Origin of the sequence: Rothia sp. HMSC062F03 (genome assembly GCF_001836905.1) — a bacterium.
Classification (GTDB): Bacteria; Actinomycetota; Actinomycetes; order Actinomycetales; family Micrococcaceae; genus Rothia; species Rothia mucilaginosa_A.
In genome coordinates this window covers 41,255-64,222 of sequence record NZ_KV830868.1, presented here as the reverse complement: position 1 = coordinate 64,222, position 22,968 = coordinate 41,255, and the positions used below count along the sequence as shown (strand labels likewise).

At 64.9% G+C, this 22,968-nt stretch carries 14 protein-coding genes and 1 tRNA gene; 10 read left to right on the top strand and 5 right to left on the bottom strand.

Going from position 1 to position 22,968, the window contains the following annotated elements; genetic code table 11:
- Positions 1–201: 201 nt before the first annotated feature.
- Positions 202–4,734, bottom strand: coding sequence for an ATP-dependent RNA helicase HrpA (gene hrpA / locus HMPREF2674_RS02975; protein WP_070824773.1), 4,533 nt, complete (start codon positions 4,732–4,734; stop codon positions 202–204).
- A 295-nt stretch (positions 4,735–5,029) separates the two neighbouring features.
- Here hrpA and HMPREF2674_RS02970 point away from each other — a divergent pair, with 295 nt between their 5' ends.
- On the top strand, positions 5,030–5,491 hold the full coding sequence (locus tag HMPREF2674_RS02970) for a helix-turn-helix domain-containing protein (protein ID WP_049333707.1): 462 nt from the start codon (positions 5,030–5,032) through the stop codon (positions 5,489–5,491).
- A 100-nt stretch (positions 5,492–5,591) separates the two neighbouring features.
- Here the strand turns inward: HMPREF2674_RS02970 and HMPREF2674_RS02965 are convergent, their stop codons facing one another.
- From HMPREF2674_RS02965 to HMPREF2674_RS02955, 3 genes are all read right to left on the bottom strand, one after another.
- Positions 5,592–6,779 carry an alpha/beta hydrolase gene (locus HMPREF2674_RS02965; protein WP_070824772.1) on the bottom strand — a complete coding sequence of 396 codons (1,188 nt, stop codon included), beginning with the start codon at positions 6,777–6,779 and terminating at the stop codon, positions 5,592–5,594.
- Positions 6,780–6,827: 48 nt separating this feature from the next.
- Positions 6,828–7,766, bottom strand: coding sequence for an NADP-dependent oxidoreductase (locus tag HMPREF2674_RS09620; RefSeq protein WP_305793683.1), 939 nt, complete (start codon positions 7,764–7,766; stop codon positions 6,828–6,830).
- A gap of 232 nt (positions 7,767–7,998) precedes the next feature.
- Positions 7,999–8,072: transfer RNA gene (locus HMPREF2674_RS02955), tRNA-Arg, on the bottom strand.
- Positions 8,073–8,146: 74 nt separating this feature from the next.
- Here HMPREF2674_RS02955 and argS point away from each other — a divergent pair.
- The 9 genes from argS to HMPREF2674_RS02910 all read left to right on the top strand — a co-directional run bounded on the left by argS (position 8,147) and on the right by HMPREF2674_RS02910 (position 21,835).
- On the top strand, positions 8,147–9,811 hold the full coding sequence (gene argS / locus HMPREF2674_RS02950) for an arginine--tRNA ligase (protein WP_070634434.1): 1,665 nt from the start codon (positions 8,147–8,149) through the stop codon (positions 9,809–9,811).
- A 220-nt stretch (positions 9,812–10,031) separates the two neighbouring features.
- Complete coding sequence (locus HMPREF2674_RS02945) at positions 10,032–11,552, top strand: diaminopimelate decarboxylase family protein (RefSeq protein WP_070824770.1); 1,521 nt, start codon at positions 10,032–10,034, stop codon at positions 11,550–11,552.
- A gap of 301 nt (positions 11,553–11,853) precedes the next feature.
- Positions 11,854–13,143 carry a homoserine dehydrogenase gene (locus HMPREF2674_RS02940; protein WP_070824769.1) on the top strand — a complete coding sequence of 430 codons (1,290 nt, stop codon included), beginning with the start codon at positions 11,854–11,856 and terminating at the stop codon, positions 13,141–13,143.
- 160 nt (positions 13,144–13,303) lie between these two features.
- Positions 13,304–14,404, top strand: a complete 1,101-nt coding sequence (gene thrC / locus HMPREF2674_RS02935; RefSeq protein WP_049343660.1) for a threonine synthase — start codon at positions 13,304–13,306, stop codon at positions 14,402–14,404.
- Between the two features lie 164 nt (positions 14,405–14,568).
- Entirely contained in the window at positions 14,569–15,537 is a 969-nt protein-coding gene (thrB, locus tag HMPREF2674_RS02930) for a homoserine kinase (protein ID WP_070824775.1), read from the top strand.
- Positions 15,538–16,024: 487 nt separating this feature from the next.
- A complete protein-coding gene (gene rho, locus HMPREF2674_RS02925) occupies positions 16,025–18,175 on the top strand; it encodes a transcription termination factor Rho (RefSeq protein WP_070824768.1) in 2,151 nt (716 codons plus the stop codon).
- Between the two features lie 151 nt (positions 18,176–18,326).
- Positions 18,327–19,409 carry a peptide chain release factor 1 gene (gene prfA / locus HMPREF2674_RS02920; protein ID WP_049333690.1) on the top strand — a complete coding sequence of 361 codons (1,083 nt, stop codon included), beginning with the start codon at positions 18,327–18,329 and terminating at the stop codon, positions 19,407–19,409.
- Between the two features lie 165 nt (positions 19,410–19,574).
- The gene (prmC, locus tag HMPREF2674_RS02915) at positions 19,575–20,477 is read left to right on the top strand and encodes a peptide chain release factor N(5)-glutamine methyltransferase (RefSeq protein ID WP_049343656.1); all 903 of its coding nucleotides are present in this window, start codon (positions 19,575–19,577) and stop codon (positions 20,475–20,477) included.
- Between the two features lie 167 nt (positions 20,478–20,644).
- Entirely contained in the window at positions 20,645–21,835 is a 1,191-nt protein-coding gene (locus HMPREF2674_RS02910) for an L-threonylcarbamoyladenylate synthase (RefSeq protein ID WP_070824767.1), read from the top strand.
- 127 nt (positions 21,836–21,962) lie between these two features.
- Here HMPREF2674_RS02910 and HMPREF2674_RS02905 read toward each other — a convergent pair whose 3' ends face one another.
- A complete protein-coding gene (locus HMPREF2674_RS02905; RefSeq protein ID WP_049333680.1) occupies positions 21,963–22,964 on the bottom strand; it encodes an NAD-dependent epimerase/dehydratase family protein in 1,002 nt (333 codons plus the stop codon).
- Between the last annotated feature and the right edge of the window lie 4 nt (positions 22,965–22,968).

Here is a 22,968-nt window from a genome sequence, read left to right as displayed (position 1 = left end):
TTCGTTGTCCAAGAAACGGGAGGCAGTTCATGATCGTGTGGGGGCTCTTTGCCGTTCACAGCACAAGCTGAGGTGGGAACCTACCGCGGACAGGCGGTGTCGTCCGTAGCGACATCAGGGTGCCCGAGCTCTGCGAGGGCGGGTGCCCCTGTAGGAGCGAGGACGAACACCGCCTGTCCGCAACTAACCGTATTCCCGGAATTAGCGCTTGATGGCGTCCAGCGCCTCACGCTGAGCCTTCGCAATGCGTTTCTCAGACACCGTGTAGGCGGTACCGAGCTCCTGGGCGAAGAAGCTGACGCGTAGCTCCTCAATCATCCAGTTCACGCGGCGGAGCGCATCCGGCACGATGGTGCCGGCCGGCAGCGACTTGACCGCGTTATCGTAGGAATCCTCAAGATCCTGCACCGTGAGCATGAGCTGGTTGTCGCGGTGTAGGTTCGGGCCGAGCTTCGTCAGGCGCACCTGGGCGGCCTTCAGGTAACGCGGCAGGTGAACCAGCTGGTCGTAGCCGGTCTGCGCCACGAACCCGGGGTAGACCAGGTTCTCCATCTGAGCCTTCACGTCGGAGACGGCGTGCATGGTCGTCAGCGAGGTGGCCTTCTTGATAGCCTTCTTCAGCGCGGTGGCTTCGGAGAGGATTTCGGCGACGAGCTTGGTCACGTCAAAGACCGTCTCGATGAGTTCGGCACGCACGTGCTCGTAGAGTTCGCTGTATTCGGCGTGCGTGAAGATGGGCGTGTGCGGCACGAGGTGGTCGAGCGCCGCGACGGTGCAGTCGCGAATGAGCTCGTCGATGGAGCCGTGCGGGTTCTGCGTGAAGACGATTTTCTCCTTGTGGGAGAGGTGTTCGCTCACGTAGCGCACGGGCGAGGGCACCTGCAGCTGGAGCAGGCGGATGATGCCGCGACGCTGCGCGTGCAGCTGCTCTGCTTCGGTGGGGAAGATGCGCAGACCCACGCTAGAGCCTTCGTCCACGAGAGCGGGGTAGCCGTTAACCGCCTGGGTCGCGATGACACGCTGTACCTTGCGGGGGATGGCTCCGTCCGGGAACATGTCGGCGGGGAAGGCAGTGAGGCCGGTGACCTCGCGTACTCCGCCGGATGCACCCGCCTCGGCCTGGGTGCCCTTCGCCGGGCTCTTCGCGCCCTTCTTCGCAGAAGCCGCGGAGCTACCCGAGTTGCCCGAGCCGCCTGAGTTGCCTGATCCGCCCTGCGCGAGCGCAACCATCTTCGCCATGGCCTCGTCGGATGCACCGAGCGAGTCGGCGAGGGCGCTGCGGATTTCCTTGTGTAGCTGCTGCTGCAGGGCTCGCAGGTCCTTGCCCTCACCCAGGATTTTGTTGCGGGCGTTGCGCACCTGGAAGCCCATCTTCAGGTGCTCGGGCACGGCGTCCCAGTTGAAGGCTTCGGGTTCGACGACCACGCCGCGCAGGCGGCGTAGCACGAGCGCGAGGGAGGGGAGCAGCTCGTCGGTCGCGGGGGAGTAGTCTTCCTCGAGGGCGGCGCAGGCGGCGCGCGCCACGTCGGGTGCGGGCACGAAGTTGCGTCGAATCGCCTTGGGCAGCGACTTGATGAGCGCGGTCACGAGCTCGTGGCGCAGGCCGGGAATCTGCCAGCGGAACGGTTCGGGGCTCAGCTGGTTGAGGAAGAGAATCGGTACCTGCACGGCCACACCGTCGCGCTTGGCGGCTTCGGTGCGGGCGCCTCCCACACCGGCGGTGGGGGCGTATTCGTAACGCAGGTCCAGGGTGAGTTCGCCGCTGTCGGTGCGCTGCACCCACTGGCGCGGGAACTGGGAGTCGTCGTAGTCGGCGGCCTCCTCGTTGATGAGCTTCTCGGGGTTGAAATCCAGGAAGTTGTCGTCTTCGAGGCGTGCCTGCTTCCACCACTTGTCGAAGGCTCGCACATCCGTCACGTGGGCGGGGATGCGGGCATCGTAGAAGGCGAAGAGCACGGAGTCGTCCACGCGCAGGTCGCGGCGGCGCAGGCGTGCCTCAAGCTCTTCGACCTCGGCGAGGGCGCGCTGGTTGCGCAGGTAGAACTTGTGCTGGGTGTGCCACTGGCCTTCGACGAGGGCGGACTGGATGAAGATTTCGCGGGCTGCGGCGGCGTCCACGCGGGCGTACTGCACGGGGCGGTCGGCGTAGATGGTCAGGCCGAAGAGGGTGCCCTTGGCGTAGGCTACTGCCGCACCGGAGCTGAGGGACCAGTGCGGTTCGGAGTATTGCACGCTGATGAGGTGTTTGCCGACCTCTTCGATCCACTGCGGTTCGATGGCGGCGTTGGTGCGCGCCCACAGGCGGGAGGTTTCGACGAGTTCGGCGGAGAGCACCCAGTCGGGCCCCTTCTTGAACAGGCCGGAGCCGGGGAAGATTGCGAACTTGGTGCCGCGTGCGCCGAGGTATTCGCGGGGGCCGCGGGTGCGCCCCTTGGAGTCCTTCTCGCGTTCTTCCTTGACGCCCACGTGCGAGAGCAGGCCGGTGAGCAGGCTCTTGTGGATGTCTACCTCGTGCGCGGAGGCGTTGATGTCCCTGCCGCCGCTGGCGTGAATGTTGGCGGTTCGGCCCATTTCGCGCAGCTGGGCGAACAGGTCCTGCCATTCGCGGATGCGCAGATAGTTGATGAACTCTCGGTGGCACATCTTGCGCAGCTGAGAGGAGGACAGCGCCGCCTGCTGCTCGTTGATATAGTCCCAGAGCAGCAGGAAGGAGGAGAAATCGGAGGTGTCGTCGACGAAGCGGGCGTGCATCGCGTCGGCTTCTGCGCGCACGTCGGCGGGGCGTTCGCGCGGGTCCTGGATGGTCAGGGCGGCGGCGAGCACCATCATTTCCTTGGCGCAGCCGCGGCGGCCGCCCTCGATAATCATGCGGGCCAGGCGCGGGTCCACGGGGAAGGCCGCCATGGCTCGGCCGATGGCGGTGAGGGTTGCGCTGTTGTTACCGCCTCGTCCCTTGCGGCGGGTGCGTTCGGTGAGCGCGCCGAGTTCGCGCAGCAGGTTCACGCCGTCGTTAATGGCGCGGGATGCGGGCGGCTGCACGAACGGGAAGCGCGAGATGTCGCCGGGTTCGCGCACCACGCCGATTGCGATCATCTGCAGGATGACGGCGGCGAGGTTGGTGCGCAGAATTTCGGGGTCGGTGAACTCGGGGCGCGAGTTGAAGTCTTCCTCGGAGTAGAGGCGGATCGCGATACCGTCGCTGACGCGGCCGCATCGGCCCGAACGCTGGTTGGCGCTGGCCTGCGAGATACGCTCGATGGGCAGGCGCTGTACCTTGGTGCGTGCCGAGTAGCGCGAGATGCGGGCGGTGCCGGTGTCGATGACGTACTTGATGCCGGGCACGGTCAGCGAGGTTTCGGCAACGTTCGTGGCGAGCACGATGCGCGGCCGGGAACCGGGGGAGAACACGCGGTGCTGCTCGGCGAGCGAGAGGCGCGCGTACAGGGGCAGCACTTCGTAGTTCAGGCGCGGGGACTTGAGAACCATGGCCTCGATGGCGTCCTTGGCGTCGCGGATTTCGCGCTCGCCGGAGAAGAAGATGAGGATATCTCCGGGTGCCTCCTTGGAGAGCTCCTTGACGGCGTCGAGAATTGCGTCGGTGGGGTCGCGGTCTTCGGCCACTTCCTCGTCATCCAGGTAGGCGTCTTCTTCGCCCTCGAGGGGGCGGTAGCGGATTTCGACGGGGTAGGTGCGGCCGGAGACCTCGATGATGGGCGGCGCGTCGTCGGGCAGGATTGCTTCGGCAATTTCGCGTTCTTCGTCGTTGAGGTTCTCGTCGACGATTCCCTTACCCGGCACGTAGCTGGGGGAGAAATGGCGGGCGAAGCGCTCGGGGTCGATGGTCGCTGAGGTGATGATGACCTTCAGGTCCGGGCGCTGCGGCAGGATGCGCTTGAGGTAGCCGAGGATGAAGTCAATGTTCAGGCTGCGTTCGTGCGCCTCGTCAATGATGAGGGTCGAGTAGCGGCGCAGCAGCTTGTCGTTCTGAATTTCGGCGAGCAGAATACCGTCGGTCATGAGCTTGATGGCGCTGTGTTCGCCGACCTCGGAGGTGAATCGCACCTGGTAGCCGACGGTTTCGCCAATCTTCTGGCCGAGTTCTTCGGCGATGCGTTCGGCGACGGAGCGTGCGGCGAGGCGGCGCGGCTGGGTGTGGCCAATGAGGCCCTTCTCGCCCAGGCCGAGCTCGAGGCACATCTTGGGAATCTGGGTGGTCTTGCCGGAACCGGTTTCACCCGCGATGATGACGACCTGGTTGTCGCGGATAGCGTTCATGATGTCGTCGCGGCGTTCGCTGACGGGCAGCTCTTCGGGGTAGGTGATGACCTCGGGAATGAAGGGCTCGTAGCGGCGAGGTGCCGGGCGGTTCTGTTGCTGGTTACCCTTGTTACCGCCCTGCTGGTTGCCCTTGCTGTTACCCTGCTTGCGGGCGCGATTGTTGGCGCCTCCGCGTCGATTGGAGCGGGAGGCGTTGGAGGAGTTCTTGCGGTCTACGTTGTTCTTCTGTGCACCCTTCTTTGGGGCGCCGTTCTTTACCGCGTTCTTCTCGGTGTCTTTGCCGGTGTTTTTGCCGGCGGGCTTTTCGGTGCTTTTTTCAGCGTTCTTTTCGGAGGCGCGCACCTTGGCCGCGTGGATGGCGGCGGCCATGCTCGCCATGGTGGGGGCGGTTCGGGGCGCCCCGGTTTTAGGCGCGCGGGAGGTCTTATCTGCGTGATGGGTTTTCTGCTCAGACATATCCTATCCAGTGTACTCGCCCCCTTCGCGGCGGGGAACGGGAGTATGCACCCGGCGAATATTGCGTCATATTTGGGCGGGTTGCACCCCTCGAAAGGGAGAGCTCGTCATCTTTGCGCGAGCAAGATCGAGCTCAAGACGTTTCAAAAAGCACCAAAATGGTTAAAGGAACCAATAAATTGGTCGCTAATATTTCAAGTATGGCGGATGCGAAATAAGTATCTTTTTTGGCTTTCTTTCGATACTTTCGTTCGGGTGTTACAGTGGTGTATAACACAGTAACGAAGGAGTGACTATGCCAACGCCCAAGACGTACACCTCCTCACGCACTCCAGTGTTGGACTGCTGCGAGGACGCACGCCACGAAGAAATCCACCACCGCAGCGAAGAACTGTTCCAGGCCCTCGTCCACGCGAGTCTTCGCACGCACTTTGAACGCCTGAGCTCCGCCGAAACCCTGTACCTGGTGACCGGCGACGGGGAAAGGGTACAGATTTCCCCCGAAATGTACGGCCCCATCACCTCGGTGGCACGGGCCTTCGCCGACCGCAAGGACGTGTGCGTGGTCCGCCAGGACCGCCTCATGACCACCCAGGAGGCCGCCGACTACCTGGGGGTATCGCGACCGACCATCGTGCGACTCCTCGAGCGCGGCGAGATTCCCTTCGAGCGCATCAACACGCACCGTCGCGTGGCGTTCGACGACCTGGAACGCTACCGCCTCGACCACGAGCACGTCAGCCGACGAAACCGATAGGCTGAACGCTCGATAGGTCGAGCCGAGCGGGGTTGAGCCGAGCCGAATTGAGCCGAGCGGCGCTCACGATTCGCGGCCCTAACGGTAGGTAACGGGCCGCCTACACAGTGGCGTTCATCGTGGCGTTCAGGAAAGACAGCATCCGCTGAACAATCTCGGGGCTAAAACAGCGCGAATCCCCGTGTTCGGCGCCCGGAACCAGCACCAAATCGGTGGGTACCTGCCGCGTGCGCAGGGCCTGATACACCCGCACCGATTGCTGGTACGGCACGCACGAATCGGCAATGCCGTGCACTAGCATGATGGGTGCACACGCCCGGTCCGTAGCCTGTTCCTCAGTCTGCTTTTCGTCGAAGTTTTTGCGAGAGGGCTCGCCGGCAGAGCCGTCGGCGTACACTCTGTGCGCAAAATTCCCGCGCGCAAGGTCCAGGGGATTCGCCCTTTCCCAATTCTGCAGGGCGCGCTCTCGGTCGATACCGGGCACGCGCTCCACCCATTCACGCTCCTCGCGCACGGGGTAATCGCATCCCAGCAGGCGCCACTCGGCACCGTCGTCGTCCGGATGCACCAGCGAGTACCCCGCCAGGGGACGGTCGGAGAAGATGGTGCGCAGGTCGCTGACCCCGTAGAAGGGAACGGCCGTGGTAACCGCCGAGCTCACCCCCGGGTAGTTGCTGGAGGCACGCCCCTCGTAGTACTCGTGCAGTTCGGGATCCCCGCTCGCGTAGCCGGCTGCATCGGGACCGGCGAGCGCCGCCATCATGCTCAGATGCCCGCCGGCGCTTCCTCCGGCAATCGCGATGCGCCCGGGGTCAATACCAAACTCGGCGGCGCGAGCGCGGAAGAAGCGCACCGCCTCCTTAACGTCGTGCAGGTCGCCCGGGAAAATCGCCTGGTGCGAGTAGCGGTAGTTGATGGCTGCGACCGCCCAGCCCTGTTCCTGCAGGGCCCGGCGCATGAGGGTCTGCCGGTTCGTGCGCGGCCCCTCGGGGGTCATGATCTCTACATCGCGCAGGCCCCGGTTCGTGCCGAAGCGCCAGGCGCCGCCGTGCACCCAGATGAGCAGGGGAGCGGGCTCGGTACTACCGACCCCAGCGCTGCCCGACTCCTCAACAGAACCGGACCTCTCGGCACCGCGCGCGGGGTAGAAATCGTAGGCGAAGGCCTCCCGCGTGACGGGCGTTTCGGCCCCGTAGCTCGGCAGGGACAAGCCGTCGAAAAACCCCTCGGGGCGGTAAAAACCGGAGCGGTACTCGTCGACGCTCTGCGCGGCCTCGGAATTCAGCATGAATCAGCCCGTTCTTTAGGTTTCTTAGCTCTTTGGTCTCTAAATTTCTTAGGGAACCAGCACGATCTTGCCGCGCGTATGGCCGGAAGCCATAAGCTCCTGAGCCGCGGCGGCCCCGGCGAGGGGGAAAATCTTCTCCACGTGCACCTTCAGCAGGCCCAGAGACATGAGCCGGGCGATCTCCTGCATCTGCGCGCGGTCCGGGTGAGCCGTCAGCCACTGCGCCTCAAACCCGCGCTCGCGGGCCACATCCAGCGGGTCGGGATTCGTCAGCGTCACGATGCGCCCGCCGGGGACCAGTACCTCCAACGAATCGAGGAAGGTCTGCCTGCCGGTCGAGTTGAGTACCACGTCCATGGTCCGACCCAGTACCGCGCGGAAATCCTCGGTGCGGTAGTCGATGGGCTGGGCCCCCAGCGAGCGCACGAACTCGTGATTCGCGGCGGAGGCGGTCGCAAAAACCTGCGCGCCCGCCTGAATGGCCAGCTGCACGGCGAGGTGGCCGACGCCTCCGGCACCGGCGTGGATGAGCACGCGCTCGCCCTCCTTCAGGTGCGCCACCTCGAAGAGCGCCTGGTAGGCGGTGAGCCCGGCAAGCGGTGCGCCGCCGAGCTGGGCGCACGGAACGTCGGAGGGAACCTTGGCCAGCTGGTAGGCGGGTGCGAGGACATACTCGGCGTACGCGCCGCCGGGGTACGGGAAGGTCACCATGCCGAAAACGCCGTCGCCGACTTTGAACCCCGTATAGTCGCCGGCGGTGGCGACCACGGTGCCGGCCACATCCCATCCGGGCACGAAGGGTCTATAGGAGGGGTCGGCCAGCTGCGCGGCGGGACCCAGGCCCTTGCGGGTGGTCACATCGATGGGGTTCACGCCCGCGGCGACCGTCTTGATGAGCACGTGACCGCGCACCGGGGTGGGGATGGGCACGTTCGCCTCGTGCAGAACGCTTTCGTCGCCCCATTCGGTGAGCTGAATCTGGCGCATGGTGGTCACGGTTTACCTCCGCTGGTGTGGTGTTGTCGTGCTTGTTTGAACGGTGTGCGCGTTTCCCTATTCTCTCAACTGCGGGGCCTCCGGAACAACAGGGGAGCGGAGGCGTCCAGCCTCTGATGCTTCCACCCGAGATGTAACCCGAGATATAAAGCAGAAATAAAAAGGAGCCGACACCCGCTGGGCGAGTATCGGCTCCCGTGTTCCCTCTCGAATAAGAACATCGTGCCCCTGAAAGGATTCGAACCTTCGACCCCCAGTACCGGAAACTGGTGCTCTAATCCGCTGAGCTACAGAGGCAACCCCACCATGGTATCAGATATGCGTCGGATAAACGGTCAGCCCCGGCCCAATGCTTGCTAGAATAGGTTCTTATGACTCCTGAAGAACTCTCCGAAGCCATTGCGCTTGCCCTAGAAGAAACCATTTCCTCCGGCCAGCTGACCCTCGTGGAGGGCGCTGAACTGCCCGCCGTCCGAGTGGAGCGCCCCAAGTCCCGTGAGCACGGCGACTGGGCCACCAACGTCGCTCTGCAGCTCGCCAAGAAGGTGGGCAAGAACCCGCGCGAGGCAGCAGCTCTTCTGGCCGAGAAGATCGGCGCCATCCCCGGAGTGGCATCCGTTGATATCGCTGGCCCCGGCTTCCTGAACATCACCCTGGACGCCGCAGCTGCTGGTGAGCTCGCCGCCACCATCGTTGAGGCTGGCGAAGCATACGGCCGCAGCGACAAGTTCGCCGGCAAGACCATCAACCTTGAGTTCGTCTCCGCGAACCCGACCGGCCCCATCCACCTGGGCGGCACCCGCTGGGCTGCCGTGGGCGATGCGCTCGCCCGCGTGCTGGAGGCTGAGGGCGCTAACGTCGTGCGTGAATACTACTTCAACGACCACGGCACCCAGATTGACCGCTTCGTGCGTTCCCTGATTGCCGCCGCCCGCGGTGAGGAGACCCCCGAGGACGGCTACGCTGGCGCGTACATTGTTGACATTAAGGATCAAATTCTGGCTCAGCGCCCCGACGCGCTTGAGGCTGAGAACCCCGAAGAGATTTTCCGCGAAATCGGTACTCACCTGATGTTCGATCAGATTAAGGAGTCTCTGGCGGCCTTCGGTACCCACTTCGACGTGTTCTTCCACGAGAACTCCGTGTTCGAGGGCGGCAAGGTGGATGCCCTGCTCGAGACCATGCGCGAGAACGGCCAGCTCTTCGAGGCCGACGGCGCCTGGTGGATGCGCACCACCGACTACGGCGACGACAAGGACCGCGTGGTCATCAAGTCTGACGGCAACCACGCCTACGTGGCCGGCGATATCGCCTACTACCAGGACAAGATGACTCGTGCCGAGAACCCCGCCGACGTGGCGATTTACATGCTCGGTGCGGACCACAACGGCTACGTGGGCCGCCTGAAGGCCATCGCCCAGATTCTCGGCTACCGCCCCGACCAGATTGAGGTCATGATCGGTCAGCTGGTGAACCTGGTCAAGGACGGCAAGCCCGTCCGCATGTCCAAGCGCGCCGGCACCGTGGTCACCCTCGAGGACCTGGTCGAGGCCGTTGGCGTTGACGCGGCACGCTACGAGCTGACCCGCTACTCGGTGGACACCCCCATCGACATTGACCTGGGCCTACTGACCTCCAAGAGCAACGAGAACCCGGTCTACTACGTGCAGTACGCTCACGCACGCACCGCCGCCGTGGCACGCAACGCCGCGGAGGCCGGCGTGAAGATTGAGGACGGCGTGGACACCTCCCTGCTCGACTCCGCCGCTGACGGTGAGCTGCTGGCTGTGCTCGGCCAGTTCCCCGCCGCCGTGCGCGACGCCGCGAAGTTCTACGAGCCGCACCGCGTGAACCGCTACCTGGAGCAGCTCGCTTCGGCCTACCACAGCTGGTACGGCGTCTCCCGCGTGGCCCCCAAGGCCGACGAGGAGGTCACCGACCTGCACCGCACCCGCCTGCTGCTGAACAACGCGGCACAGCAGGTGCTGGCTAACGGCCTGAACCTGCTGGGTGTGAGCGCACCCGAGCGCATGTAATACCCCTCGATTCAACCCCCGACCCGGTGCTACCGGGGCGGGGGTTGAACGTATGCCGCCGCCGGTGGCTTCATTGCCCAACCCGGCACAGTGCACAGAGGGCACAAGGCACAGTGCCCAGACAGACTACACAGGCAAGCTGAACAGACAGAGAACCGCCGCCGCGCCGAGGGCGTTGACCCCGGAGCGTGGCGGGCAAGAACATCCAGAAAGAGACACGATGAGCGAAGCCCGTTCCCTCTACCGCCCCGAATGGCTGACCCAGCCTGAGAACCCCGCCGACCTGTCCCGAAGCATCTGGACCGATTCCTTCACCCGCAATGCGGAGGGTGAGCTCTGCATCGACGGTGTGACCGTCAGCGAGCTGGCCGCCGAGCACGGCACCCCGCAGTACGTTTTCTCCGAGACCACCTTCCGCGCCCGTGCCCGCGCCTACCGCACCGCTTTTGAGCAGGCTTTCGCCAAGCATGGCGCGCAGGTGAGCGTCTACTACGCCGGCAAGTCCTTCCTCTCCACCGCGGTCGTTCGCTGGGTTCGTGAGGAGGGCCTGTGCCTGGATACCGCCTCCGGTGGCGAGCTGGCGCTGGCGTTGCGCGGCGGTATGCCCGGCGAGCGCATCGCCCTGCACGGCAACAACAAGTCGGAAGCCGAAATCGCCCGCGCGATTCGTAGCGGCCTGGGCCGCGTGGTGGCCGATTCGGTGGACGAAATCAAGCTGATTGAGCGGGTGTACGCCGAGCTGGCCGCCGAGCGCGTGGCTGAGGGCGAGGAGCCCTACCCGCCCGTTCCGGTGCTGATTCGCATCACCCCGGGCGTGCACGCCTCCACCCACGAGTCGATTGCGACCGCTCACGAGGACCAGAAGTTCGGCATGTCCCTGCAACCCGGTACCGCTGCGCTGGCCGGCCTGGACGAGGCAGAGCTGGAGCACTGGGGCGTGGAGGCCTCCGACTCCTACGCTGCGCTGGCGGCGGCAATCCTGAATGTGACCGACTCCCTGGATTTCCGCGGTATTCACTGCCACATCGGTTCGCAGATTTTTGAGGCGGAGGGCTTCGAGCAGGCGGCAACCACCGCTCTGGAATTCATGAACCGCCTCAACCGTGACCTGGACGTGACCCTGCCGGAGCTGGACCTGGGCGGCGGCTACGGCATCGCTTACACCGAGGCCGATCGTCCCCGCTCCATCGCCGAGGTGACCGAATCCATCGCCGCTTCGGTCGCGGCCACCTGCGAGCGCCTGGGCATGGCGATTCCGCACATGTCCTTCGAGCCTGGTCGCTCGATTGCGGGCCCCTCGGGCGCGACCCTGTACACGGTGGGCACCATCAAGAACGTGAGCATTGAGGACGAAAACGGCGAGATTCGCGTGCGCCGTTACGTCTCGGTGGACGGCGGCATGAGCGATAACGCCCGCCCGGTGCTGTACGAATCGGACTACTCGGCAACCCTGGCGAACCGTGCCCCGGAGGGGGAGCAGGTGCTCTGCCGCGTGGTGGGTAAGCACTGCGAATCCGGCGATATTGTGGTGCGCTACTGCTACCTGCCGGCCGACCTGCAGGCGGGCGATATTCTGGCGGTTCCAGCGACGGGCGCGTACTGCTACGTGCTGGGGTCGAACTACAACTTCCTGACCCGCCCGCCGGTGATTGCGACCGCCGAGGGTCGTCCCTCCCGCGTGATGATTCGCCGCCAGAGCGAGGACGACATGCTTGCCCTGGATATGGGTTCGGATATCTAAGAACCCCATCCCAGAATCTAAGAAACCGTGAAGTCCCCGTCTCTGAATTGCACGCCGTGAGGCAGCGGTTGCAGGCGGGGCTTCACGGTATTGCGCGTTCAAGGCTTCGCCGACGATAAGGCTCACCTCATGATTGTGAGGGATGCCTCATCTCAGAGAATAAAAGTCGCAGCTTGAGGCCGATGGCTTCATCCCGCCTCTTGATAAAGTGGTGTTGAGTGCGTGCTCCGCGTAGCGCGCCGCACCGTAGCCCGAAGAGACCCCGGGGAACGCCCCGGAACGACCGTAGAAAGAGACTATCGTGGCTGACAAAATCAAAGTTGCCCTGCTGGGTGCCGGTAACGTCGGTTCCCAGGCGGCACGCATCCTGATAGAGGATAACGCCGTCCTTGAGAAGCGCATTGGTGCGCCCGTCGAGCTGATCGGCATTGCCGTGCGTGATACTCGGGCAACTCGCCACTGGAATGCCGACCCCTCGCTGTACACCACCGACGCCGAAGCTTTGATTGACGCCGCCGACGTGGTGATCGAGCTGACCGGTGGCATCGAGCCGGCCCGCACCCGCATCCTGCGCGCGCTGAACGCCGGCAAGTCCGTCGTTTCGGGCAACAAGGCCCTGCTGGCCAAGCACGGCGTGGAGCTGCAGGCCGCCGCCGATGCATCCGGCGCGCAGCTGTCCTACGAGGCCGCCGTGGCCGGTGCGATTCCGATTCTGCGCCCGCTGCGCGACTCCCTGGCCGGTGACCGCGTGACCCGCGTTCTGGGCATCATGAACGGCACCACCAACTACATTCTTGATCAGATGGACACCACCGGCGCCTCCTTCGCGGATGCGCTGGCCGACGCCCAGAAGCTGGGCTACGCCGAGGCCGACCCCACCGCCGACGTTGAGGGCCTCGACGCCGCTTCGAAGGCCGCTATTGTTGCTTCGCTGGCGTTCCACTCGGACTTCACGATTGACGATGTGCACACCGAGGGCATTACCGCCATCACCGCCGATGACGTCGCGGCAGCGGATGCAGACGGCTACGTCATCAAGCTGCTGGCTATCTGCGAGCGCGAGGGCGAAGACGGTGTGAACATTCGCGTGAACCCGACCCTGATTCCGCGCCAGCACCCGCTGGCCGGCGTGCACGGTGCGTTCAACGCCGTGTTCGTCGAGGCTGAGAACGCCGGTGAGCTGATGTTCTACGGCCCCGGTGCCGGTGGCGCCCCGACCGCCTCGGCTGTTCTGGGTGACTTCGTGTCCCTGGCTCGTCGCCTCGTGCTGGGCGGCCCCGGCGTTCCCGAGACCTCCCACGCTCAGCTGCACGCAACCAGCCTGGACAACGTGATTTCTCGCTACTCGGTGGGCGTTCTGGTGGAGGACCGTCTGGGTGTTCTGGCGAACATTACCCGCATCCTGGCCGAGCACGGCATCTCGGTGGATTCGCTGCGTCAGTCCGCCCCGAAGGAGGGTGTGGCTCAGATTCGCATGGTGACCCACTCCGCGAAGGACTCCGACCTGCGCCGCGCCATCGCCGTGATTGACGCGCTCGATACGGTGCGTGAGGTGAACTCCGTGATTCGCGTGGAGTCCGAGAAGCACTAGGTGCACGTCGAGAGACTATCCAACCCCGCGGCCTGATGCGCCGCACTAAACCTGCGAGGGCAACCCGCGAGGCCCCTCGCTCACTGACGAACCCGCGTACCCGCTACCGGGGTCACAGGACCCCGACGGGCGGTGCGCCTCAAGATTAAAGGAGAAGCCAATGGCACACGTGTGGCAGGGCGTTATCAAGGAATACCGTGACCGTCTGCCCTTCGGTGAGGACGTTCAGGTCGTGACTCTGGGTGAGGGTGGCACCCCGCTGATTCACGCCCCGGCGCTGTCCGCCGAGACCGGCAACACCGTTTACCTGAAGTTCGAGGGTATGAACCCGACCGGTTCCTTCAAGGACCGCGGCATGACCAGCGCCATGACCGCCGCTAAGCGTGACGGCGCGAAGGCAGTGGTGTGCGCTTCGACCGGTAACACCTCCGCTTCCGCCGCAGCCTACGCGCTGCAGGCCGGCCTGCGCTGCGCCGTGCTGGTTCCGGACGGCAAGATTTCCATGGGTAAGCTCTCCCAGGCGATTGCTCACGGTGCCGACATCATCCAGATTGACGGCAACTTCGATAACTGCCTGGAGATTGCTCGCAAGCTCAGCGAGAACTACCCCGTGTTCCTGGTGAACTCGGTGAACCCCTACCGTATCGAGGGTCAGAAGACTGGTTCCTTCGAGGTCGTCGACACCCTGGGTGACGCTCCCGACTACCACCTGCTGCCGGTCGGCAACGCCGGTAACATCACCGCGTACTGGAAGGGCTACAAGGAGTACTCCGAGCCCTACACCAACCGTGACGGCGAGGTTCTGGAGCCCGTGGCCACCAAGCGCCCGATCATGTGGGGCTTCCAGGCCGCCGGTGCCGCCCCGATCGTGGCGGGTCACCCCATCGAGAACCCCGAGACCATTGCAACCGCGATCCGCATCGGTAACCCCGCTTCGTGGGAGAAGGCCGAGGCCGCCCGCGACGAGTCCGGCGGCGTGATTGAGGCCGTGACCGACGAGGAGATTCTCGAGGCGCACCGCTGGCTGTCCTCGCGCGAGGGCGTGTTCGTGGAGCCTGCTTCGGCCGCCGGTGTGGCGGGTCTGCTGAAGAAGCACCGCGCGGGTGAGGCCCCCGAGGGTAAGACCATCGTCATCACCGTGACCGGCCACGGCCTGAAGGACCCGCAGTGGGCCCTGGAGGCAGTGAACGGCGTGAAGGTCGAGCCGACCAAGGCTCCCTTCGATGTGGTTGCTGTGGCAAATATTCTCGATTTGCACTAGCCTATTCGTACTACGAGGTGCACTCCGTCCCGGTTTTCGGGGCGGGGTGCACCTGCATGATGGCGGGGCTCCGTACCCCGTCACCACCCATTGTTATGGCGGATGTGCGGATCATCAGCATCCCGCTCGCTCACTCCGTCACCGATCGCGAGGTACCTCTTCACATGTCTTCCCTGAACCTTTCTGATATTCCCGTGGGCGCATCCGTCACCGTGCGCGTGCCCGCCACGAGCGCCAATTTGGGTCCCGGCTACGACAGCCTGGGCCTGGGCCTGGGATTCTACGATGAGCTGAGGGTTGAGCGCATCGAGTCCGGCCTGGAATTTGAGCTGACGGGTGAGGGTAGCGCCGAGGTTCCGCGCAACGAAAACCACCTGGTGGTTCGCGCCATGAAGGCGGCTTTTGAGGCGGCCGGCCTGGAGGAGCTGCCCCCGCTGAAGCTGATTGCGGATAACAAGATTCCGCACTCGCGCGGCATGGGCTCTTCGGCCTCCGCGATTGTTGTCGGCGTGGCGGCCGCCAGCGCGCTGCTGCCCGAGGAGCACCGCATGGACCGCGAGCGTATGCTGCAGGTCGCCTCCGATATGGAGGGTCACCCCGATAACGTGGCTCCGGCGATTTACGGTAACCTCTCGGTATCCTGGGGACAGCTGGGGGAGTGGCACTCCCTGATTATTCCGGTACACCCGCAGGTGCGTCCGGTCGTAGCCGTGCCCGACTACGAGGTGTCCACGAAGCTGGCCCGTTCCCTGATTCCCGCGGAGATTCCTCACGCTCGGGCCGCCGCTAATTCGGCGCGTTCCGCGCTACTGGTGCGTTCGCTCTCGGATGCTCCCGAGTACCTCATGGATGCGACGGTGGACTACCTGCATCAGGGCTACCGTGTTCCCGCCATGGAGCCTTCGGCCGCCTTGGTTGCCTTCCTGCGCGAGCGCGGCCTGGCCGCCGTGATTTCGGGCGCTGGCCCGACCGTCCTGACCTTCGCCCGCGGTGATGAGCAGGTGCAGCAGGCCGCCGAGGCTATCGCCGAGTTCGAGGCGCAGAGCCCCGCGAGCGAGGTGGAGGGCCGTCGTCTGAAGTGGCGCGTGCTCCCTCTTGAAATTGATACTGAAGGTGTTATAGTTACTCAGTAGGACGTGTAACGTCCTATCGCGGGTTCTACCCGCCGTTCGACGACGACCGTAATTGACGCTTCCTCGCGGGTACGTTCTGTACCTCACCCCGCTTCACCCTTTTCCGGACCCTGTGCCCGGCCGGGTATCGGAGGGGAGCTTACCTTCTACAATGCCTCACCCGCAGGGTGCCGACGTGAAGGTACGGTCTCGGTCACGGCGATTGAACCCTCCCAACCGTTCATTCTTGACCCGCCGGCCCCAGGTGCAGGTCCGATGAATGAGGGGTGCACGCATAATGATAGAGCGCCTTATCTTCCGTGTGTGCTCGCCGTGTCTGAATCGGCGGGTACGGTAAGAGACGCGAACCGCCTCCAGCGCGGTTCGAGGGAGTCGAAGGTGCAGGTCGCCGCGTTCTGCGGCGGCGCAGGAACCTTTGACCGCGCTATAGCGCCCGCCCGATCTTTATTCTGAAGATTTTCAGGGCTTACAACCAAAGGAATTGTAGTTGGCAAAAAATATTGTTGTCACCGATGAGTTCGGCACGGCATCGACCGCGCCGGAACTGGCAAATTTGAAGGTCGCGCAGCTGCGCGTCCTGGCTCAGCAGCTGGGTATTCGTGGCTACCTGAAGCTGAAGAAGGCGGAGCTGGTTCAGGCTCTGGAGGAGCACCAGCGTGGTGGCGCCGTAGCTGCCCCGGCCGCTCCGAAGGCCGAGACCCCCGCCGAGAAGACTTCCGAAAAGCCCACCGCGAAGGCCGAGGAGAAGGCCGCCGAGGCCTCCGTTGAGGCTCCCGCCGAGGGTGAGAAGGACTCCGAGCCTGTTCAGAAGACTCGCCGTACCCGCCGTACCCGCGCTCAGAAGGACGCCGAGGCACAGGCCGAGAAGGCGGAGAAGAGCGAGTCCGAGGGCTCCGAAAAGTCTGAGAAGTCCGAGAAGCGCACCCGCTCTTCGCGTTACGAGACCCCCGCCCAGAAGCGTGCTCGCGCTCGCCGCGCCGCCGAGGGTCAGGAGGCCCCCGAGGCCTCCGAGAAGGGTGAGAAGTCGGAGAAGTCCGAGAAGCGCACCCGCCGTAGCCGCAAGGACGAGAAGCCCGCAGAGCTTCCCCCGCTGGATGTGCGCGCCGAGCTGGCCGCGGAGCGTATCTCTGAGCGTTCCGAGCCGGGCGATTCGGCTCCGAACTCCTCCGAGCTGAAAGCATCCACCGCCGATGGCACCGCAAGCCTGGACAGTCTGAACGCCGCCCTGGACATGACCTTCGGCGCCGTTGACGGCGAGAAGAGCTCCAAGCGCACCCGCACCCGCGAGCGTCGCCGCGATCAGGACGGCGAACGCACCGAACGCGCAGAGCGTACCGAGCGCCGTTCCAAGCGTGACCGTCAGGCCGAGCGCGCAGAGCGTGCTGAGCGTAAGAACTCCGAGCGTACCGAGCGCCGTTCCAAGCGTGACCGTCAGGCCGAGCGCACCGAGAAGCAGGCTCGCCGCCGCGAGGAGAACGAGCCCCGCCTGAACGAAGACGATGTGCTGGCACCGATTTCGGGTGTGCTGGACATCCTCGACAACTACGCGTTCGTGCGCACCACCGGCTACCTGCCGGGCACCAACGACGTGTACGTCTCCCTGGCCCAGGTGAAGAAGTACAACCTGCGTAAGGGCGACCACGTGCTCGGCGCGATTCGCGTGCCGCGCGAGGGCGAGTCGAACAGCCGCCAGCGCTTCAACGCCCTGGTTCAGGTTGAGGCGATTAACGGTCAGAGCGTTGAAGAGGCCGCTAACCGCCGCGTGTTCTCCAAGCTGACCCCGCTGTACCCCAAGGAGCGTCTGCGCCTGGAGACCACCCCGAAGAAGCTGGGTACCCGCGTGGTGGACCTGGTGTCCCCGATTGGTAAGGGCCAGCGTGGTCTGATTGTCTCGCCGCCGAAGGCCGGTAAGACCCTCATGCTGCAGTCCATTGCGAATGCGATTACCGTGAACAACCCGGACGTGTACCTGATGATGGTCCTGGTGGACGAGCGTCCTGAAGAAGTGACCGACATGCAGCGCACCGTCAAGGGCGAGGTTATCGCCTCGACCTTCGACCGCCCCGCCGAGGACCACACCACGGTTGCCGAGCTGGCTATTGAGCGCGCTAAGCGCATGGTGGAGCTGGGCTACGACGTGGTCGTGCTGCTGGACTCTATGACCCGCCTGGGCCGAGCCTACAACCTGGCGGCTCCCGCCTCGGGCCGCATCCTCTCCGGTGGTGTGGATTCCGCCGCGCTGTACCCGCCGAAGAAGTTCTTCGGTGCCGCCCGCAACATCGAAGAGGGCGGTTCGCTGACCATTCTGGCTACCGCCCTGGTCGAGACCGGCTCGAAGATGGACGAAGTGATCTTCGAAGAGTTCAAGGGCACCGGTAACATGGAGCTACGTCTGTCCCGCCAGTTGGCCGACAAGCGTATCTTCCCGGCCGTGGACATCAACGCCTCCGGTACTCGCCGCGAAGAGAACCTGCTCTCCCCGGACGAAATCAAGATCATGTGGGGTCTGCGCCGTGCCCTGGCCGGCATGGAGCCCGAGCAGGCCCTGGGCGTTCTGACCAACCAGCTACGCAAGACTGAAAGCAACGTGGAGTTCCTGCTCACGGTGCAGAAGAACGGCCTGCGCCTGGTCGACTAAGACCCGTGTTTCACGCGCCCCACCCCGGTACGACGGTGGGGCGCGTGAGGCGTTCACCCGTGCCTCCCAGCGAGGCGCCCCGTCAGGGGAGTGACGAATTCTAGTGCCCGCCCGTGCGGCGTAAAGTGCGGGAGATGGAAGAGAGAACAGAATGTTTGAATCTATTCAGGTTCTGCTGGACGAGCACGCTGACCTGCAGAATCAGCTGGCCGATCCCGCCGTGCAGTCGAATCAGGGTAAGGCACGCCGAGTGGGTCGCCGCTACGCGGAGCTGACCGGTATCGTGACCGCCTACAACAAGTACACCTCGCTCAAGGACGACCTCGAGGCCGCCCGCGAGATGGCCGAGGAGGACCCGGAGTTCGCCGCGGAGATTCCCGGCCTGGAGGAGGAGCTGGAGGTAGCTCAGGAGAAGCTGCGCCGCCTGCTGATTCCGCGTGACCCGGACGATGGCCGCAACGTCATTCTTGAGGTGAAGGCCGGTGCCGGTGGTGACGAGGCCGCCCTGTTCGCGGGCGACCTGTTGCGCATGTACATGCGATACGCTGAGCACAAGGGTTGGAAGACCGAGATTATTTCTTCGACCAGCACCGACGTGGGTGGTTACAAGGACGCCCAGATTGCTATTAAGGGCTCCTCGAATGAGCCGGCTGAGGGCGTGTGGGCGCACCTGAAATACGAGGGTGGCGTGCACCGCGTGCAGCGTGTTCCGGCGACCGAGTCTCAGGGCCGTATTCACACTTCCGCCGCCGGTGTGCTGGTGTTCCCCGAGGTGGATGAGCCCGAGGAAATCGAGATTAACCAGAACGACCTGAAGATTGACGTGTACCGTTCTTCGGGCCCCGGTGGTCAGTCGGTGAACACCACCGACTCGGCGGTGCGTATTACCCACCTGCCGACCGGTATTGTCGTGGCGATGCAGAACGAGAAGTCTCAGCTGCAGAACCGTGAAGCCGCGATGCGCGTGCTGCGTGCGCGACTGCTGGCTCACCAGCAGGAGCAGATTGACGCCGAGAACGCGGCACACCGTGCTTCGCAGGTGCGCACCATGGACCGTTCGGAGCGCATCCGTACCTACAACTTCCCGGAGAACCGCATCGCCGATCACCGTACCGGCTACAAGGCATACAACCTGGACGCCGTGCTGAACGGCGACCTGGAGCCGGTGGTTCAGTCCGCTATTGAGATGGATGAGGCGCACCGCCTCGCTCAGGTGGGCCAGGAACAGAAGTAACCCTGTGCAGAAGTAGTTCCGTGCAGACGTAGGTTCTGTATAGGCTTATGCCGATTTTTTGATTCGGCATGAAACGTTGGTGAGGGGCTCGCCGCTGCGGCGGTGGAGCCCCTCAGCTATATGTTGTGACAGGCAGTGTGTCGTCAAGATAGGAGGAGAGAGCTCATGAAGGTGAATGTGCACGACCCGCGCGGGGAAGAACTCGCACAGGTACTTGTGCGCGCCACCGCGGCACTGGCGCAGGTGCCCAGCCCCCGCGTGGACGCCGAGCTACTCGCCGCGCACCTGCTCCACGGCGGCTCGCGTTCGCGCCTACAGCACGCGGCGCTGATGGGGGAGCGGCTCACCCCCGCGCAGGTCGCAGAGTACGAGGCGCTGGTTGCCCGCCGCGCCGCGCGCGAGCCGCTGCAGCACATCACCGGGCGTGCCCCCTTCCATCACCTGGAGCTGTCCGTTGGGCCGGGCGTATTCGTACCCCGGCCCGAAACGGAACTGCTCGTCGAAGAAGCCCTCAAGGTGCTGAGCGCACGCGCCGAGTCGGCGACCGGTCAGTTGCGCATCGTCGACCTGTGCACAGGGTCCGGCGCCATTGCGGCGGCGGTCAAGAGCGAATTGCCGAACGCCCAGGTCTTCGCGGTGGAGCTCTCCGAAGAGGCCATCCCCTACGCCCGCAAGAACCTGGAGTCGCTCGGCGTGCACCTGGTGCAGGGGGACGCCCTCACCGCCCTCACCGAGCTGGCTGGCCGCTTCGATGCGGTGCTCTCCAACCCGCCGTACATTCCGTCGGCGAACGTGCCTGCCGACCCGGAGGCCGCCCTGCACGACCCGGAGATGGCGCTGTACGGCGGGGGAGCGGACGGCCTGAAGATGCCCTCCGCCATCGCCGCGCGCGCCTACGAGCTGCTGGCCCCCGGAGGCTTCTTCATGATGGAGCACGACGACACCCAGGAAGGGGCCGTCGCTGAGCTCCTGGCGCGCGTTGGCTTCGAACGGTGCTACCCGGTACGGGACCTGAACGGCAGGCCCCGGCACAGCGCGGGCTACAAACCTGCCGCCGCAGGTTCCTAGCATCGGGGCCGACTCCTAGCCTCCGAGCCGGGCGGGGCCACCGAACGGAGCCGCCGCGCATCCTAACCGTCGCATCAGCCGCCGACGAGGCGCGACGCGTCAACCCCGTGACGCGCACCCTCCCCGGCGTATCGCCGCAATCCATAAAACGTGAGACAATATAACCCGTGACTGCAAAGCTGTACCCCGTAACGACTGAAACCGAGACCCGCGAGGCGCTGGACGCCGCCCGCGAGGCCCTCAAGGCGCACGACACGATTGTGATGCCCACCGATACCGTCTACGGTATTGCCGCCGATGCCTTCTCGCATCAGGGCGTTGCCAAACTGCTGGCAGATAAGGGCCGCGACCGCACCATGCCGCCGCCCGTACTCATCTTTGATATCGCGGCGCTCGCCGGCGTGGTGGATGACGTTCCGGACGACATCTACGACCTGGGCTACCGTTTCTGGCCCGGCGCGCTGACCGTCATTCTTCACGCCTACCCCTCGCTGAGCTGGGACCTGGGCGAGACCCGAGGCACCGTCGCGGTGCGTGTTCCCGACGACGAGTTTGCCCTGAAGCTGCTGACCGAGCACGGCCCGCTGGCCGTCTCGAGCGCTAACAAGACCGGCCAGGAGGCTGCCGCGACCGCCCAGGCCGCCATGGACTCCCTGGGCGAGGACGTCGCGGTGATTATTGACGGTGGCCCCCGCCCGAAGCCGCACGAATCAGAACCCAACGAGGACGGCGTCACGGTGGTGACCGAACGCGAGCCGGCTCCCTCGACCATCCTGGACTGCACCTCGTTCCCCTACGTGGTGGTGCGCGAGGGCGCGATTCCCGTTGAGGAGCTCCGCGAGGTGATCCCCTCGATTCTGACCCGCGCCGAGGCCGACGAACAGGCGGCCCGCAAGGTTGAGGAGGCGCAGGCCTCATCGCAGAGCGCGTCGAACACCTCGGACGCCTCCCAGCAGGCGCTGGACGAGCAGGAGGGCCTGGACGAAGCCTACGAGCAGTGGGACAGCACCCACACGGTGAGCGGCGAACCCGCCCGCCGCGCCGAGGCGCCCGCGGCTGGTTCGATTGCCGCCTCCCTGCTGGGCGCTACGAGCGCGCTGGGTTCGGGCTTCGGCATCAGCTCGGTGGACCAGGAGCGCTCGCGCGGCTACCGCGACAACACTCCCAAGCCGATTCGCGCGGATGAGCCGCGGGTTCAGCCCGTCCCTGCCGATACCGCACGTGCCCTGGTCTTTGGCGAGGTACCCGCCGCCCCGAAGACTGAAGCGAAGGCTGAGCAGAAGAAGACCGAACCTGAAGCCAAGACCGAGGCTGATGCTAAGACCGAGGCTCCGGAAGCCGCCGAGGATCACCTGTAGGCCCGGCCACGGTTAAAACTCAGGAGTAAAACTTAAGGGAACGCCCGATACATCAACAGATGTATCGGGCGTTCCCTTATGCTATCTCGCGCGCGTTAGGCTGCTTTCTCGCCGGGGGCGGCGCCACCTAGCTATTGGCGAAGCGGCGGTCCTTCTTCTTACCCAGTGCCGTGTGGGCGGTGCGCAACACCTCGCGCACGCGCGGGGTGGGTAGCAGGTTGTTCTTGCGGGCCCAGGAATCGTCAATACCCTGACCGAACCACATGACCTCGACCTTACGCACGGAGCCGGAGAACCTATCGTTCATGAGCTCAGATACCTTGTAGCCGGCCTTGATGGCCGCGCGGCAGAGCCACTCGGGCAGGTGATGGGGCTTGCGGCGGCCCGCATCCAGCGATGCGGAGGCGACGGTTGCGCCTTCCCAGGGTTGCAGCACGATGGTGGGCAGCTCGCCGGGGAAGGTTCCGAGCATCACCACGAACTCGGCCAGCGCGTACACGCTGGAGACGGGGGACTTGCCCTGGCCCGCACCGGCCACCGATGCGAAGGGGGAGGAGGCCATCTTGGCAAAGAGCTCGGTCGTGCGGCGGCCGCGACCCTGAACGCTGGTTGCGCGCAGGATGCACAGCTCGGGTGCGCTCTCGGGATGCTCCTCCAGGAAGTAATCCTGCAGGTCGAGCAGCGCTTCCTCGCCAAGGGTCTTGGAGAACGAGTAGGCGCTAAAGGGGGCGGTCTCCTCGGATGCGTCGAGCACGGGGCGGGGGCCCTGCACCGCGGCAGAGGAGAGATGAATGACGCGGCGCACGCCGGTGCGCTGGGCGGCAATCGCGATGACAGCCGGCAGCAGGGCGTTCGCACCCATGAGCGGGGGCAGGTCCTGCATGTTCGGGGCGGCGAGGCCGGCGGCGTTCACCACGACCTGCGCGCTGGCGAAGGCTTCTGCGAGGGAATCGATGATGCCCTCCAGCTGTTCTGCCTCGTCGATAATGCTGTCTACGTCAAGGGAGCGGGTGGCGAGGCGGGGCGCTTCAATGGGATCGACGCTGATCCCCTCTGCGTTCAGACGCGCAACGATGGCGGAACCAACAAAGCCGCTGGCGCCAATGACTTTCCACCTGGATTCGGACATGTCT